Below are 15,449 nucleotides of genomic sequence, written 5' to 3' on the forward strand. Positions count from 1 at the left end.
CCCCCGTACCGTTGTATGCGGCTCCTCTTTCAACGCTCTAGAGAATATTTTCTTCAGTTGATCGGCATCTTGCGATGCCCTGTCATGCTCAGTACGGTCGGGGCGCCGATCCCCCACATTCCCTGAAGGAGCATCCAATGCGTGAGATCCCAAGGCCCTTACGCCGCACGGGGCTCGCCCCGCGCCTGGCTGTGGCCCTTGTCGCCGCGCTCGGCCTGGTGTGGATGTCCTTCGCGCCGGCCGGCGCCGCCTCCCGCACCGCGGCTGCCCCACCGGCGTCGGCCGCCGACGCGGCGCCGGCCGCGGGCACATCGGCGGGCGCCACCACTCCGTTCACCACCTATGAGGCCGAGGCCGGCACCCTGGGCGGGGGCGCCGGCAGGGTGTCGCTGACCTCGGCGCCAACGACGCAGTACTCGAGCGCTGCACTCGAGGCGTCCGGGCACGCGTACGTCCACCTGGGCACCACCGGTCAGTCGGTGCAGTGGACGAACAACACGGGCCGACCCATCAGCTTCATCAACGTCCGGGCCAGCATTCCCGACTCCTCGTCGGGCGGCGGCACCACCGGCACGCTGAACCTGTACGTCAACGGCACCTTCCGGCAGGCGTTGAACCTCAACTCCAAGCAGACCTGGGTGTATGAGGGCAACAACAACTACAACACCAGCGACAACCAGAACCCGGCGGACGGCTCTCCGCGGGTGTTCTTCGACGAGTCGCACACGTTCGTCGTGGGCACGCCCATCGCCCCCGGCAGCACCTTCTCGCTGCAGAAGGACTCCTCGAACAGTGCCTCGTTCTACGACGTCGACGCCATCGACGTGGAGAACCCGCCGGCACCGATCGCCCAACCCGCCAACTCGATCTCCATCACCAGTTGCGGCGCGGTGTCCGACGACAACCCGACCAACGGGTCCGCCGACACCCAGTCGGTGGACAGCACCGCCGCCATCCAGAACTGCATCAACCAGGCGCAGTCCCAGGGCAAGGTCCTCTGGTTTCCGCAGGGCACCTTCTACGTGAAGGGCACCACCGGCCTGCGCGCGCAGGGCATCACCATCGCCGGGGCCGGGATGTGGTACACCACGATCTACCGTGACGTGCCGGTGCCCAACAGCACCCCCCTGGCGGCGCTGTTCTCCCTGACCTCGTGCACCGTACGGGACTTCCACATCGACGCCAACGCCGTCAGCCGCGGCACTGTCGGCGGCGACGGTGGCGCCATGGACACCACCGGCACCAACTGGGTGGCCGACGGCATCTGGACCCAGCACACCATGTCCGGCTTCTGGGCCTCGGGCACCGGCGGAAAGGTGCAGAACAGCCGCCTGACCTCGATCTGGGCCGACGGGATCAACCTGAACAACGTGTCGCTCGACGCGAACACCGGAAACGACCTGACCGCCACGAACAACTTCGTGCGTGGCACCGGTGACGACGCGATGGCGATCAACTCGGTCAACTACAACACCAGCGGCAGCACGACGACCTACTACAACCCGATGACTCACATCACCTTCACCGACAACACCGCGATCGCGCCGTGGGGCGGCAAGGGCATCGGGATCTACGGCGGAAGCGGCCACCAGGTCAGCAACAACTACATCAGCGACACCGCGCGGTACATCGGACTGGGCGCCGGCCGCTTCGGCGTCAACGGCAACGACCTGCTGTCCGCGACCGTGACCGGCAACGTCGTCGTCAGGTCGGGCGGCAACGCCTACAGCCAGGGCCAGCCCGCGCTGCACATCGGCAACGGCGGCGACGGCCAGAACACCGGCGTCGTCGACCACGTCACCGTCACCGGCAACACCGTGTCCGACTCCCTCTACGACGGGATCGGCTTCTCCACCTCGACCAACACGCTGCTGCAGAACAACACGATCACCAACCCCGGCCGCAACGGAGTGGTGATCGCACCGCCGTACTACCCGGCGCCCAGCGGATCCGCCACGATCACCGGAAACACCCTCACCGGACTGCACTCGGGGAACACCGCGTTCACCAACAACTCCAGCGGCTTCACCGCGATGGTGAGCGACAACAGCTGGCAGAACCCCGCCCCCGAGGGTCCCTACGGCGGCACTCCCGCCGCGGTGCCGGGCACCGTGCAGGCGGAGAACTACGACACCGGCGGTCAGGGCGTCGCCTACAACGTCAGCTCGGTCAACGGCAACGGCACTGCCTACCGCTCCGACGGCGTCGACCTGGAGACCACCTCCGACACCGGCGGCGGCTACAACCTCGGCTGGACCAGCAGCGGGCAGTGGTTCCGCTACACCGTGGACGTCGCCACGGCCGGCACCTACACCGTCAGCCTGAGGACCGCGGCTCCCGCCGCCGTGACCAATGCGTTGCACCTGTCCAACGCATCCGGAACCAACCTCAGCGGAGCGGTCGACATCCCCGCCACCGGCGGCTGGCAGACCTGGACCACGGTCACCGCCAATGTCACACTCCCGGCCGGTCGGCAGGTCCTCACGCTCAACCAGGACAACAGCGGCTGGAATCTCAACCACCTCAGCTTCGCCGCGGCGAGCGGCTCCCCGTCGGCCACCTTGTCGGTCTCGCCGGCCTCGCTGACCTTCGCCGGCCAGACGCTGCACACCACCAGCGCGGCGCAAACGGTCACGGTGACCAACACCGGTACGGCGACAGCGACGATCTCCGGTGTCACCGTCTCCGGTGACTACGCCCAGACAAACACCTGTGACACCTCCATTGCCGCGGGGGCCTCCTGTTCGGTCAGCGTCACCTTCACGCCGACCGCCTCCGGTACACGCACCGGCACACTCACCATCAACGGCAACGCCTCCAACAGCCCCACCACCGTGGCGCTGTCCGGCACGGGCGCCACCACCAGCACCGACCTGGCCGCCGGCAAGGCCACCGGCGAGTCCAGCCACACCCAGACCTACGCGTCGTCGAACGTCACCGACGGCAACCAGTCCACCTACTGGGAGAGCGCCAACAACGCCTTCCCGCAATGGATCCAGGTCGACCTCGGCTCCGCCGAGAGCGCGTCCCGCGTCGTCCTCAAGCTGCCCGTCGGCTGGGGCGCCCGTACCCAGACGTTGTCCCTGCTCGCGAGCACGGACAACGCCATCTTCACCACCCTCAAGGCGTCGGCGAGCTACACCTTCGACCCGTCCGGCAACAACACCGTCACCATCACTTTCCCCACTACCGCCCAGCGCTACTTCCGGGTGAACATCACGGCGAACTCGGGGTGGCCGGCCGGGCAGCTCTCGGAGTTCCAGGTCTGGAGCTCCTGAATCGACCGGCACCTCACCGGTACGTCCCTGCTGGTGTCTGTGCCTGCCGAAACGGACGGCATGACGGTGCCGCCGAGCCCACAGGGCCCGGCGGCACCTTGGGTTCGGGTCAGTTCAGGTGTTCCAGACCTGGAACTCTGACATCTGTCCCGCCGGCCAACCGGTGTTCGCCGTGATGTTCACCCGGAAGTACCGCTGGGTGGTCGCGGGAAAAGTGATGGTGACCGTGTTGCTGGTGGCGGGGTCGAAGGTGTACGTGGACGACGCCTTGACGGTGGAGAAGGCGGTGCCGTCGGTGCTGCCCAGCAGCGACAGCGTCTGGTCGCGGGCGCCCCAGCCGGCGGGCAGCTTGAGGACCACGCGGGACGCGCTCTGCTGGGAGCCGAGGTCCACCTGCACCCACTGCGGGAAGGCGTTGTTGGCGCTCTCCCAGTAGGTGGACTGGTTGCCGTCCGTCACGTTGGACGACGCGTAGGTCTGGGTGTGGCTGGACTCGCCGGTGGCCTTGCCGGCGGCGAGATCGGTGCTGACGGTGCCGGAGCCGTTGCCGCTGGTGAACACCTCGAAGTCCGACAACTGGGCCGCGTTCCAACCGGTGTTCGCGGTGATGTTCGCCCGCACGTAGCGCGCCGTGGTGGCGTTGAAGGTGATGGTCACCGTGTTGGTGTTGGTGTTGGGATCGAAGGTGTATCCGGCCGATCCCACGATGGTCGAGAAGGTGGAGCCGTCCGTGGAACCCAGCAGTGACAGGGTCTGTGTGCGGGCCCCCCATGCCGTCGACGGCGGCAGCTTGAGGACGACCTTGCCGATGCTGTAGCTCTGGCCGAGGTCGACCTGGGCCCACTGCGGGAACGAGCCGTTGGTGCCCTCCCAGTAGCTGGACGGGTCGGAGTCGGTGAGGTTCGAGGCGACGTACGGGCTGTTGCTCGAACTCGCCGACGCCGGCCGGCCGGCCGCCACGTTGGTGCTGCTGTCGATGCCGCTGCCGGCGAGGGCCACCGTGAGCGGGTTGTTGTTCGCGTTGCTGGACACGGTGAGGGTGCCGGTGCGGGATCCGGGGGCGGTGGGCTTGAAGGTGACGCTCACCGTGCAGGACGCACCGACGGCGATGGTGGAGCAGTTGTTGGTCTGGCTGAAGTCGCCCGTCGCCGCGACGCTGGATACGGTCGCCGTGGTGGTGCCGGTGTTGGTCACTGTCACCGTCTTCGCGGAGGCGGTGGAGCCGACGACCGTGTCGGAGAACGACAGGCTCGTCGGACTGGCGTTCAGCGCGGGTCCGGCGGCGGTGCCGGTGCCGGAGAGGCTGACGGTGTTGGTGGTGCCGCCCGCCTTGACGGTCAGCGTTCCGGTGCGGTTGCCGGTCGCCGTCGGCGTGAAGGTGACGCTGACGGTGCACGAGCCGTTCGCCGGGACGGAGCTGCCGCAGGTGTTGGTCTGGGCGAAGTCGCCGCTGGTGGATATGGAGGAGACGGAGGCGGACGAACCGGTCGGGTTGGAGACCGTCACGGTCTGCGCCGGGCTGGTCGTACCGCCGGCCTGCGAGCCGAAGCTCAGTGCGCTCGGGGAGGCGGTGACCGTGCTGGCCGGATAGGGCGGGTAGACCGGGGTGGGCCACCCGCCGCAGTACGCGGTGCCGTCGATGCCCGAGTTGCCGCCGCCGTCGGTCACCGTGAAGTTGCCACCCTCGCAGCTGTAGACGGGTGCGGGCCCGTTGACGCCGGTCGCGGTGACGTTGGTGAAGCTCGCCGAGCCGCCGGTCTGCTCCTGAAGGGCGAAGGTGCCGGTCCCGGCGATGGTCACGTTGTTGAGGTGGACACCGCTGACGGTGCCCTCGACCCACTGGATCGCCTCGTAGGGGCTCTGCTGGATCAGCGCGTTGGTCACGTTGACCGGGCCGTTGATGGCCCCCTGACTGCCGTCGAACCACAGAGAGCCGACCCCGAACTGCCAGTTGGGGTCGAGGCTTCCGTTGCGGATCAGCGTGTTGTCGGAGATGGTCGTGGTGCCGACCGGGGTGGAGCTGAAGCGCTGCCCGACGTGGATGCCGCCACCCTGAGTGATGCCGGTGTCCTGCACCAGGTTGCCGCTCACGGTGTTGTCGTGCCCGCCGTAGATCGCGATGCCGTTGGCGAGCATCTGCAGCTGCACCGTGTTGTCGGAGATGGTGTCGTTGGCGTCCGCGCCGATGCCGGCGTCCGCCCAGGTCGCGATGCCGTCGTCGCCCGTGTTGCGGATGTCGCTCCCCGTGACCTTGGAGTTGGTCACGCCGCCGTGGAAGTTGATGCCATCGGCGGTGGTGTCGCGGATCCGCATGCCGCTGAAGGTCAGGCCGTCCATCGGCCCGTCCATCCAGGCGCCGACCTTCTCGTGCTCGATCCACACGCTGGACACGGTGGAGTTGCTCATCGCGCCGCCGATGCCGTTCACCTGCGCGCCGTCGTTGCGGTCCTGGACGTCACCGGAGATCGCGAAGTTCTCCAGGTGCACGCCGGTGCTCGGCGACGGCGCGGAGTTGCCGTAGAAGCCCGGCGCCGACCCGGTGACCGTCGAGTACCACATGCCGGCGCCCGCGATCGTCACGTTGTTCACCGCGATGTGGCCCGGGATCTTGTACGTGCCGGGCGGCATCCACACGGTGCCACCGGCGCCCGCGGCGCTGATCGCCGAGTTGAAGGCGCTGGTCGAGTCGTTGACTCCGGTCGCGTCCGCGCCCTTGCTGGTCACCGACACCGAGCCGGCCGGCTGCGTCAGCGGGGCACCGACCTGCTCGAAGTCGGCGAAGTCGATGGTGTAGGACGACGCGGTGTCCTCGGGGTCCACCTGCAGCGTGAAGGTGGTCCCGGCCGGATAGGTCTGCGTGAAGAGGCGATGGGCCTCGTCGAAGAAGTGGTGCGGGTTGCTGCCCGGGCTGTTGGTGAAGGGGTAGCTGCCGTAGAACCAGCTGTATGCGTTGGTCAGGGTGAAGTTGCTCTGCTTGGTGCCGTTGACGTACAGGGACAGCGGCGCGTTGTAGACCGACCCGTTCGAGCTGTCCGGGATGCTGTACCGGAAGTTGATCGAGTTCGTGGCCACCGGCGTGGTGAAGGTGACGTACTTGCCCGCCCCCTGCAGCGTCACGGCCTTGCGGTAGGAGGCTTCGTCGGCCAGCTGGCCCTGCGTGTAGCTGGGACCGATGACGTTGCCGTTGGTGGCGGCGTTCTCCGCCTGGACCTCGACATAGGGCAGGGCGGCACCGTTGCCGCCGGTGGCGGCGGCCCATGCCGGGGGCGCCGCCAGGAGGACGCCCGTGGCGACCAGCACTGCGCTGGTGCCGCCCAGGGCGACCGCGCGTCTGAGTGTGCGTAGGGACTGGAACAAGGGTTGCTCCTTGGGAACCGAAGCCGTCGTGAGGCGTGCCGCCGTCGGGTGGGGTGCCCGAGGTCAGGTGCCCTTGGGCACGACGCAGCGCTTCGCCGGCCCCTCGTGGCCGGGCAAGGTGGGGCAGGTGCGAACAGGTGGAGCGGGAGGATCCGATCACAGGCGGCGGCGCGTGCAGCACCGTATTGGCTCGGGCAGAGACGAGCAATATTCCGACCGAAGTTTGTTTCAAGCTTACTTTTTCTTGTAAGTTATCGATCTCCAGTCTCGTGGTCGCGTCGGCGTACGGAGAAGGCCTACCCACCTGGGCAGGGTGCCTCCGCCCCTGGCGTCGGATCGTCCCCGGGTGGAGCTTTCTCGCCGTGGCTGTCCCGACGTTCTTGCTGCAAAGAATGACGAATTTTTACGCCAGGCCGTAAGTGGATTGCGGATCATGCCCTAGGCTTGAGCCATGACACGACGACTTGCCGAGGTGGCCAGGAAAGTCGGGGTCAGCGAGGCGACGGTCAGCCGGGTGCTCAACGGCAAGCCCGGTGTCTCCGAGCAGACCCGCGAGGCCGTGCTGACCGCCCTGGACGTGCTCGGCTACGAGCGCCCGACCCAGCTGCGGGGCGAGCGCTCGAGGCTGGTCGGGCTGGTCCTGCCGGAGCTGCAGAACCCCATCTTCCCCGCCTTCGCCGAGGTGGTCAGCAGTGCCCTGGCGCAGCAGGGCTTCACCCCGGTGCTGTGCACGCAGACGGCGGGCGGCGTCTCCGAAGCCGACTATGTGGAACTGCTGCTCCAGCAGCAGGTCTCGGGCGTGATCTTCTTCGGTGGCCTGTACGCCCAGGCCGAGTCCCCGCACGAGCACTACGAGCGGCTGTCCCGCCGCGGTCTGCCGACGGTGCTCATGAACGCCGCCATACCCGACCTGGACTTCCCACAGGTCAGTTGCGACGACGCGGTCGCGGTGGAACAGGGCGCCGGGCACTTGCTGTCGCTGGGCCACCGGCGGATCGGCCTGGTGCTCGGCCCGCCCGATCACATGCCGTCGCGGCGCAAGCTGGCGGCCGCTCGCACAGTACTGGAGGGGGCCGGGCTGGAGCTCGAGGAGGCGGACGTCGCACACGCGTTGTTCTCCCTGGAGGGCGGGCAGGCCGCGGCTGCGCGCCTGCTGCAGCGCGGTGTCACTGGCATCATCTGCGCCTCGGACCCGCTGGCCCTGGGGGCGGTGCGCGCTGCCCGCAGGCGCCGGCTCGATGTGCCCCGGGACGTGTCGATCATCGGCTACGACGATTCCTCCTTCATGACCTGCACCGATCCGCCGCTGACCACCATCCGCCAGCCCATCGAGGCGATGGGCCGCGCCGCCGTGGAGTTGCTCGTGGGAGAGCTGGCCGGCGCCAAGGTCACCCACGACGAGCTGCTCTTCGAGCCGGAGCTCGTGGTGCGCGGATCCACCGGTCTGGCGCGAGAGAGCCCAGCCGCTGACTGAGCGCCAACTCGCAGCGCCGGCAAGGGCCGTACCCCCACGGGGTGCGGCCCTTGCGTTGTTTGTGGCGAACCCCGTCACGGTTTCGCGTTGACTTCTTGCAAAATACCGTCGAGATATTGCGGCACCGACAGGGTCGGTGCTTAAGTGAGGCACGCCACATCCCCACGCACTCCGCCCATGAAGGGGTCTTCCACCCATGCGCAGATCCGCAGCGCTGCTGATCGCCGGCGCTCTCACCCTGACCGCTGCCGCCTGTTCCAGTTCCTCCGACGGCGGTGCCAAGCCGACCAACGGCAAGGTCACGATCTCCATCGACTGCGCCCCGCCGAAAAGCCGCCCGACGCAGCGCAAGCAGTGGGCCGACGACATCGCGGCCTTCGAGAAGCTGCACCCGAACATCACGGTGAAGAGCATCGACACGTTCCCGTGCGAGACCCCTGAACTGTTCACAGCCGCGCTCAAGGGCGGCACCGAGCCCAACGTCTTCTACACCTACTTCACGGACAAGCAGCAGGTCCTGGACGCCGGCCAGGCGGCCGACATCACGAAGTACGTCACCTCCGAGAACCTGCCGGTCAAGGACGACATCATGTCCTCGGTGTGGGACACCCAGAAGTCCGGCGGGAAGATCTACGGCATTCCGCGCACCAACTACACCATGGGCATGATCATCAACCGGAAGCTCTTCCAGAAGGCCGGGCTGAACCCCGACCAACCGCCGCAGACCTGGGCCGAGGTCGAGGCCGACGCCAAGAAGATCGCCGCCCTGGGCAAGGGCATCGCGGGCTACGGCGACTACAGCGCGGGAAACAACGGCGGCTGGCACTTCACCGCCGAGATCTACGCCCAGGGCGGCCGGATGGTGAGCGACGACGGCACCAAGGCGGCCTTCAACAACCCACAGGGCCTGGCCGTGCTGCAGAACCTGCACAAGCTCCGCTTCGACGACAACGTCATGGGCAGCACCCAGCTCTACAAGTGGGGCGACCTCCAGAAGCAGATGGCCGCGGGCAAGTTGGGGATGTACATCGCCGCCCCTGACGACATCACCTACATGGTGCAGAGCCTCGGCGCCCACTACGAGGACTTCGGCATGGGCCCGGTCCCCGGCCAGAGCGCACCCGGCGTCGGCACCCTCACCGGCGGCGACGACTACATGTTCAACGTCAAGGACACCCCCGAGCAGATCAAGGCCGGGATCCAGCTGCTCAGCTACCTCTGGCTGACGGAGGGCCAGGGCCAGCAGTACAACTACCCCCGCTCCAAGTCCTCCGGCCAGGCGGTCGGCCTGCCCCAGCCGCAGCTGTTCCAGGGTGCCACCGCCACCAAGGACGCCCAGCTCAAGGCTGCCAACGCCACCATGTCGGTACAGGCCTTCGAGCCCTTCGTGAAGGCCAACGTTCCCGGCGTCACCGAGCCCGGCAACGCCCAGGCCATCTACAAGATCCTGGACACCACGATGGCGTCCGCACTGACGAGCCGCAACGCAGACCTGAAGAAGTTGCTGGACACCGCTGAGCAGCAGGTCAACCAGGTCCTCGCCAACGCCCAGTAGCCGCAAGGGCCGCCAGGCCCCGGGACGAGCAGCCTCCCAAGGAGATCGACGATGGCGGTCGCGACCGCATCCTCCGGAACCGACGCGCCGCCCGCCAGGGCGGCCGACCGGGCCGGGGCACTGCGCAGATCCGTACAGCGCAACCTCACCGCACACGGCTTCCTGATCGGCGCGGTGCTCTGCTTCGCCTGCTTCCAGTGGTATCCCATGGTCCGCGAAGTGATCATGAGCTTCCAGAAGGCGAAGGCGGGCAGGACCACCTGGGTCGGCCTGCACAACCTCGACCAGATCGTGCACGACCCCAGCTTCTGGCCGGCCTGGCGGAACACCGCCGAATTCACCGGCCTGGCCCTGCTGTTCGGCTTCGCGCTGCCGTTCGTCACGGCCGTGGTGATGAACGAACTGCGGCACGCGCGCGGCTACCTGAGGATCCTGGTGTACCTGCCGGTGATGCTTCCGCCGGTGTCCTCGCTGCTGCTGTTCAAGTACCTGTACAACCCCGAGTACGGGCCGATCAACCGGTCACTGCAGCTGCTGCACCTGCCCACCTCCGGCTGGCTGCAGTCCCCGGACATGGCGATGCTCGCCGTCGTCGTCGCCTCCACCTGGATGAACATGGGCAGCGCCACGCTGATCTACCTGGCGGCGCTGCAGAACATACCCGGTGAGCTCTACGAGGCCGCCGAACTGGACGGAGCCGGACTGCTGCGGCGCGTCTGGCACGTGACAATCCCACAGACCCGGCTCGTTCTCTCGCTGATGCTGATGCTTCAGATCGTCGCCACCATGCAGGTCTTCGTCGAGCCCTTCATCCTCACCAACGGCGGCCAGGGGGTGGAGGGTTCGACCACCACCGTCGTCTACCTGATCTACCAGTACGCCTTCAACTTCTCCAACTACGGCGCCGCCTGCGCCCTCGGGCTGCTCCTGCTGCTGGTGCTCGCCGGGTTCTCGGTGATCTACGTGCGACTCAACCGGAGGCTGGAGTCATGAGCGACACCCGCACCCTGGTCAATCCGGCCCAGCTGAACCGCACGCTCTACCGCGCGACGCTGATCCTGGTCGTCGCCGCCTTCACGCTGGCCTTCCTCGGCCCCCTCTACCTGCTGGTGACGGGCGGGCTCAAGGGCACCACCGAGTCCATCCAGACCCCGCCCACCTTCTACCCGCACCACATCGAGGCCTCCAACTACAGCGACGCGTGGACTCGCCTCAACATCGCCCACCTGTTGCTCAACACGCTCTGGTACGCCTTCGGGGCACTCGCCTTCCAGCTCGTCCTGGACGTCGCCGCGGCCTACTCGCTGTCCAAACTACGGCCGGCGCTGGGCAACGCGATCCTCGGCCTGATGCTGGCCACCCTCATGATCCCGGCCATGGTGCTGGTCGTCCCGCAGTACCTGACCGTGCTGGACCTGCCGCTGATCCACCAGAACCTGCTCAACTCCCCCTGGGCGATCTGGCTCCCGTCGGTGGCCAACGCCTTCAACATCTACCTGCTGAAGCGCTTCTTCGACTCCGTGCCCCAGGAACTGCTCGATTCCGCCGCCATCGACGGCGCCGGACCGCTGCGCACACTGCTCTCCATCGTGCTGCCCATGTCCCGGCCGATCATCGGCGTGGTGTCCATCTTCGCCCTGGTCAACGTGTGGAAGGACTTCCTCTGGCCGCTGCTGGCCGAGCCCGACCCGACCAGGCAGACGCTCAACGCCGGTATCTACTCGCTCTCCCTGGGCGTGCCGGAGAACGTGCTGATCGCCGCCTCGGCCATCTCCGCCGTGCCGACGGTGGTCTTCTTCCTGATCTTCCAACGCAACATCATGTCCGGGCTCACCGCCGGCAGCCTCAAGGGCTGACACCATCTCCCGAGGAGACTTCTACCGTGCACCAACCCCACGAGTGGTGGCGTGGCGCCGCGATCTACCAGATCTACGTGCGCAGCTTCGCCGACACGGACGGCGACGGGGTGGGCGACCTGGCGGGCGTCCGGTCCCGGCTGCCGTATCTCGCCGAACTCGGTGTCGACGCACTCTGGTTCACCCCCTGGTACGCCTCACCGATGGCCGACGGCGGCTACGACGTGGCCGACTACCGGGCCATCCATCCGGCCTTCGGCAGCCTGGGAGAGGCCGAGAAGCTGATCTCCGAGGCACTCGCGTCGGGTATCCGCACCATCGTCGACATCGTCCCCAACCACGTTTCCGACCGGCATCGCTGGTTCCAGGATGCGCTCGCCGCAGGCCCCGGCTCGCCGGAGCGCGATCGGTTCTGGTTCCGTGAGGGCCGAGGCGAGCGGGGCGAACTTCCTCCCAACAACTGGATGTCGCAGTTCGGTGGCAGTGCCTGGACCCGCGTCCCGGACGGCCAGTGGTACCTGCACCGCTTCGCCTCCGCCCAGCCCGACCTGAACTGGCAGCACCCCGAGGTGCGCCGGGAGCACGAGGAGGTGCTGCGCTTCTGGTTCGACCGGGGCGCGGCCGGGGTCCGCATCGACTCCGCTGCCGAGGTCATCAAGGACCCGGCGCTTCCCGACCTGGTGGACGGCGCGGACCCACATCCCTACCTGGACCGCGACGAGATCCACGACGTGTACCGGGACTGGCGCAAGGTCGCCGAGTCCTACACCCCGCCGCGCGCCCTGATCGGCGAGGTCTGGCTGCCCGACCCCGAGCGCTTCGCCCGCTACCTGCGCCCAGACGAACTCCACACCGCCTTCAACTTCGGCTTTCTCACCTGCCCTTGGGACCCCGCGCGGCTGCGCGAGGCGATCACGACCACACTGGCCGTACACACGCCCGTCGGCGCGCCCGCCACCTGGGTGCTGGCCAACCACGACGTGACCCGGACCGTCACCCGCTACGGCCGCGCCGACACCGGCTTCGACTTCGCGGCCAAGGCCCACGGCACCCCCACCGACCTCGCACTGGGCACGCGGCGCGCCCGGGCGGCAGCGCTGCTGAGCCTGGCCCTGCCCGGCTCCGTCTACCTCTACCAGGGCGAGGAGCTCGGCCTGCCCGAGGTCGAGGACCTGCCGCACTCGGTCATCGAGGACCCGATGTTCCACCGCACCCAAGGAGCCGACCCCGGCCGGGACGGCTGCCGCGTGCCGCTGCCGTGGAGCGGCGACGCCCCGCCGTTCGGCTTCGGCCCCGAGGGCACTCAGCCCTGGCTGCCCCAGCCTCGGCACTGGTCGGCGATGACGGCGGAGCAGCAGGTGGCGGACCGGGGCAGCATGCTGAGCCTGTACCGCACGGCGCTGCGCCTGCGCCGGAGCGAGACCGCCCTCGGCGACGGGCAGATGACCTGGCTTCCCAGCGGCCCCCAGGTCCTCTCCTTCACCCGCGACCCCGGCTTCGGCTGCGTCGTCAACCTGGGATCGGAGCCGGCACCGCTGCCACCGCACCGGCAGGTCCTGCTGAGCAGTGCACCGCTGAGGGACGGGCAACTGCCCACCGATACCGCGGTCTGGCTGCGCCTGCCCTGACCCGGACGCGGCACCGGCCGCACCCGGGCCGTGCCGCTCATGGAAGTGGGCGGCACGGCCCACCCCTTCCCACAGCTCCCGCGAGGATCCATCGCCTTCCACCACAGAATCGAGGCGCAGTGAACCGCACAAGCAGACGTACCGGCGCGCGGCGAAGAGCCGCCGCAGCCCTGGCGGTCGTGACAGCGACGGTCGGCCTCACCGCCGTACCGGCCGGCGTCGTCGCGGCGGTGGCCGGTGCCGCCCGGGGGACCCAGGCCACGCCGGTGACCCGCGCCGGGCTCGACCCCACCCTGGTCGCCGGTCGCGGAGCCGACCTCGGGTTCCTGGAGCAGGAGGCGGAGCACGCCCCGACCGACGGCACCGTCATCGGGCCGGGTCGCACCGCGTACACGCTCGCCGCCGAGGCTTCAGGCCGTGGTGCGGTCAGTCTCGCGCCCGGCCAGTACGTCGAGTTCACGCTGCCGCGTGCCGCCAACGCCATCACTGTGCGCTACAGCGTCCCGGACGCCCCGACCGGCGGCGGGATCACCGCCCCGCTCGACGTCAGCGTGAACGGACGCCACCGCAGCACCATGACGCTGACCTCGCAGTACGCCTGGCTGTACAACCAGTATCCGTTCACCAATGACCCCACCGCCGACCTGCTGCACCCCGACTGGTGGATCACCGAGTGCGGCTGCGTCCCAGGCGCCACCACCCCGGCCCCGGTGATTCCCAAGCCGTTCCGGCCGAACCACTTCTACGACGAGCAGCGGCTGCTGCTCGGCCGTACCTATCCGGCGGCTGCACACATCCGGCTGCGCGTGCCGCAGCGCAGCGAGGCCGCGACCACCGTGATCGACCTGATGGACTCCCAACTCGTCGCTCCACCGAAGGCGGACCTGTCCGCGGCCAACGTGCTGGCCTTCGGGGCGGACCCCAGCGGACGGCGCGACTCCGCCGACGCGATCGACAAGGCCATAGCCTTCGCCGGACGGGCACACCTGAAGGTCTACATCCCTCCGGGGACGTACCAGGTCAACCGTCACATCATCGTCGACGACATCACGATCGAGGGTGCCGGCAGCTGGTACACGATCATCAAGGGCCACCAGGTCACCCTCGCGGCACCGGCCCCGGACGGCTCGGTCCACACCGGCGTCGGCTTCTACGGCAGGGACGCTTCGGCGGGCGGCAGCCACCACGTGCACCTGTCGGGCTTCGCCGTCGAGGGCGACGTGCGCGAACGGATCGACACCGATCAGGTGAACGGCATCGGCGGGGCACTGAGCGACTCGACCATCGAGGGGCTCTACATCCACCACACCAAGGTGGGCATGTGGTTCGACGGGCCCATGAGCAACCTGCGGATCACCGGCAACCAGATCGCGGACCAGATCGCCGACGGCATCAACTTCCACACCGGGGTGACCGACTCCCTCGTCTCCGACAACTTCATCCGGAACACCGGCGACGACGGGCTGGCCATGTGGTCGGAGAAGACGGAGGACGCGGGCGACGTCTTCGACCACAACACCGTGCAGACCCCGGTGCTGGCCAACGGCATCGCGGTGTACGGCGGAACGGACAACACCGTCTCCGGCAACCTCGTCGCGGATCCTGTCCGGGAGGGCAGCGCTGTCCAGGTCGGCTCCCGTTTCGGCGCCGAAGCCTTCACCGGCCACCTGTGGATCACCGACAACACCACCGTGCGTGCCGGTACCTACGAGCTCAACTGGAACATCGGGCTCGGGGCGATCTGGCTCTACGCCCTGGAGAAGGACATCAGCGCGGACGTCGAGGTGGTGGGCGACTCCTTCCTCGACAACACCTACAACGCGGTGATGTTCGTCGCCGACTGGCCGGTCAAGGACAAGTACTCGATCACCAACGTGCACTTCAAGGACATCAGAGTCGACGGTACGGGCACGTCCGTGGTGAGCGCCCGCGCCGCGGGGTCGGCGAGTTTCGAAGACGTGCAGGCCCGCAACGTCGGTGCGGTCAGCGTCAACAACTGCGGGTCCTTCCACTTCACCCCTGCCGGTTCGGAGTTCTCCGTCTCCGACCGCGGCGGCAACGGGTCCTGGCTCGCGCCGTGGGAACTCCCCAACACCATCACCTGCGACGACCGGCCTGCGGTGGTGCCCCCACCCGCACCGAGCCCCTGGCCGTAGGAGTCCGGAGGATCCCCTGCGACGGTCACCTCCCCGGGCCTCCAGGCTCCGGGGCCGGGCGGCCGGCTGCGAGGCCCTGGACCGCCTGGACGTGCGCTTGCCGAATGCCTCATCCGTGCTGTTCAGGCGGCATGTTGGTACTCGT

8 protein-coding genes are annotated in these 15,449 nt (G+C 68.3%); 7 read left to right on the plus strand and 1 reads right to left on the minus strand.

All coding sequences use genetic code 11. The annotated features are described in order from the left end of the window. Positions 1–137: 137 nt before the first annotated feature. Positions 138–3,278, plus strand: coding sequence for a carbohydrate-binding protein (locus tag LMU33_RS14885; RefSeq protein ID WP_228620841.1), 3,141 nt, complete (start codon positions 138–140; stop codon positions 3,276–3,278). A gap of 114 nt (positions 3,279–3,392) precedes the next feature. Here the strand turns inward: LMU33_RS14885 and LMU33_RS14890 are convergent, their stop codons facing one another. Beyond that, the gene (locus LMU33_RS14890) at positions 3,393–6,635 is read right to left on the minus strand and encodes a discoidin domain-containing protein (RefSeq protein WP_228620842.1); all 3,243 of its coding nucleotides are present in this window, start codon (positions 6,633–6,635) and stop codon (positions 3,393–3,395) included. A gap of 451 nt (positions 6,636–7,086) precedes the next feature. Between LMU33_RS14890 and LMU33_RS14895 the strand changes: the two genes are divergently transcribed. The 6 genes from LMU33_RS14895 to LMU33_RS14920 all read left to right on the plus strand — a co-directional run bounded on the left by LMU33_RS14895 (position 7,087) and on the right by LMU33_RS14920 (position 15,304). Continuing rightward, positions 7,087–8,109 carry a LacI family DNA-binding transcriptional regulator gene (locus tag LMU33_RS14895; RefSeq protein ID WP_228620843.1) on the plus strand — a complete coding sequence of 341 codons (1,023 nt, stop codon included), beginning with the start codon at positions 7,087–7,089 and terminating at the stop codon, positions 8,107–8,109. A 196-nt stretch (positions 8,110–8,305) separates the two neighbouring features. Further along, positions 8,306–9,664 (plus strand): extracellular solute-binding protein, encoded by a 1,359-nt coding sequence (locus LMU33_RS14900; protein ID WP_228620844.1) that lies wholly within the window; start codon positions 8,306–8,308, stop codon positions 9,662–9,664. Between the two features lie 51 nt (positions 9,665–9,715). After that, positions 9,716–10,657, plus strand: coding sequence for a carbohydrate ABC transporter permease (locus LMU33_RS14905; protein WP_228620845.1), 942 nt, complete (start codon positions 9,716–9,718; stop codon positions 10,655–10,657). Beyond that, the gene (locus tag LMU33_RS14910; RefSeq protein WP_228620846.1) at positions 10,654–11,520 is read left to right on the plus strand and encodes a carbohydrate ABC transporter permease; all 867 of its coding nucleotides are present in this window, start codon (positions 10,654–10,656) and stop codon (positions 11,518–11,520) included. The genes LMU33_RS14905 and LMU33_RS14910 overlap by 4 nt, the downstream gene beginning before the upstream one ends. Before the next feature lie 26 nt (positions 11,521–11,546). Continuing rightward, complete coding sequence (locus LMU33_RS14915) at positions 11,547–13,148, plus strand: glycoside hydrolase family 13 protein (protein ID WP_228620847.1); 1,602 nt, start codon at positions 11,547–11,549, stop codon at positions 13,146–13,148. Between the two features lie 179 nt (positions 13,149–13,327). Further along, positions 13,328–15,304: a glycosyl hydrolase family 28-related protein gene (locus LMU33_RS14920; RefSeq protein WP_372477964.1), complete on the plus strand. Its 1,977-nt coding sequence runs from the start codon at positions 13,328–13,330 to the stop codon at positions 15,302–15,304. Positions 15,305–15,449: the final 145 nt, after the last annotated feature.

It is taken from the genome of Streptomyces barringtoniae, assembly GCF_020819595.1.
In the GTDB taxonomy this organism is placed as follows: domain Bacteria; phylum Actinomycetota; class Actinomycetes; order Streptomycetales; family Streptomycetaceae; genus Streptomyces; species Streptomyces barringtoniae.

Coding starts and splice junctions, on each gene's coding strand:
- LMU33_RS14900 (WP_228620844.1), top strand. CDS start 8,306: ATGCGCAGATCCGCAGCGCTGCTGATCGCCGGCGCTCTCACCCTGACC.
- LMU33_RS14905 (WP_228620845.1), top strand. CDS start 9,716: ATGGCGGTCGCGACCGCATCCTCCGGAACCGACGCGCCGCCCGCCAGG.
- LMU33_RS14885 (WP_228620841.1), top strand. CDS start 138: ATGCGTGAGATCCCAAGGCCCTTACGCCGCACGGGGCTCGCCCCGCGC.
- LMU33_RS14895 (WP_228620843.1), top strand. CDS start 7,087: ATGACACGACGACTTGCCGAGGTGGCCAGGAAAGTCGGGGTCAGCGAG.
- LMU33_RS14910 (WP_228620846.1), top strand. CDS start 10,654: ATGAGCGACACCCGCACCCTGGTCAATCCGGCCCAGCTGAACCGCACG.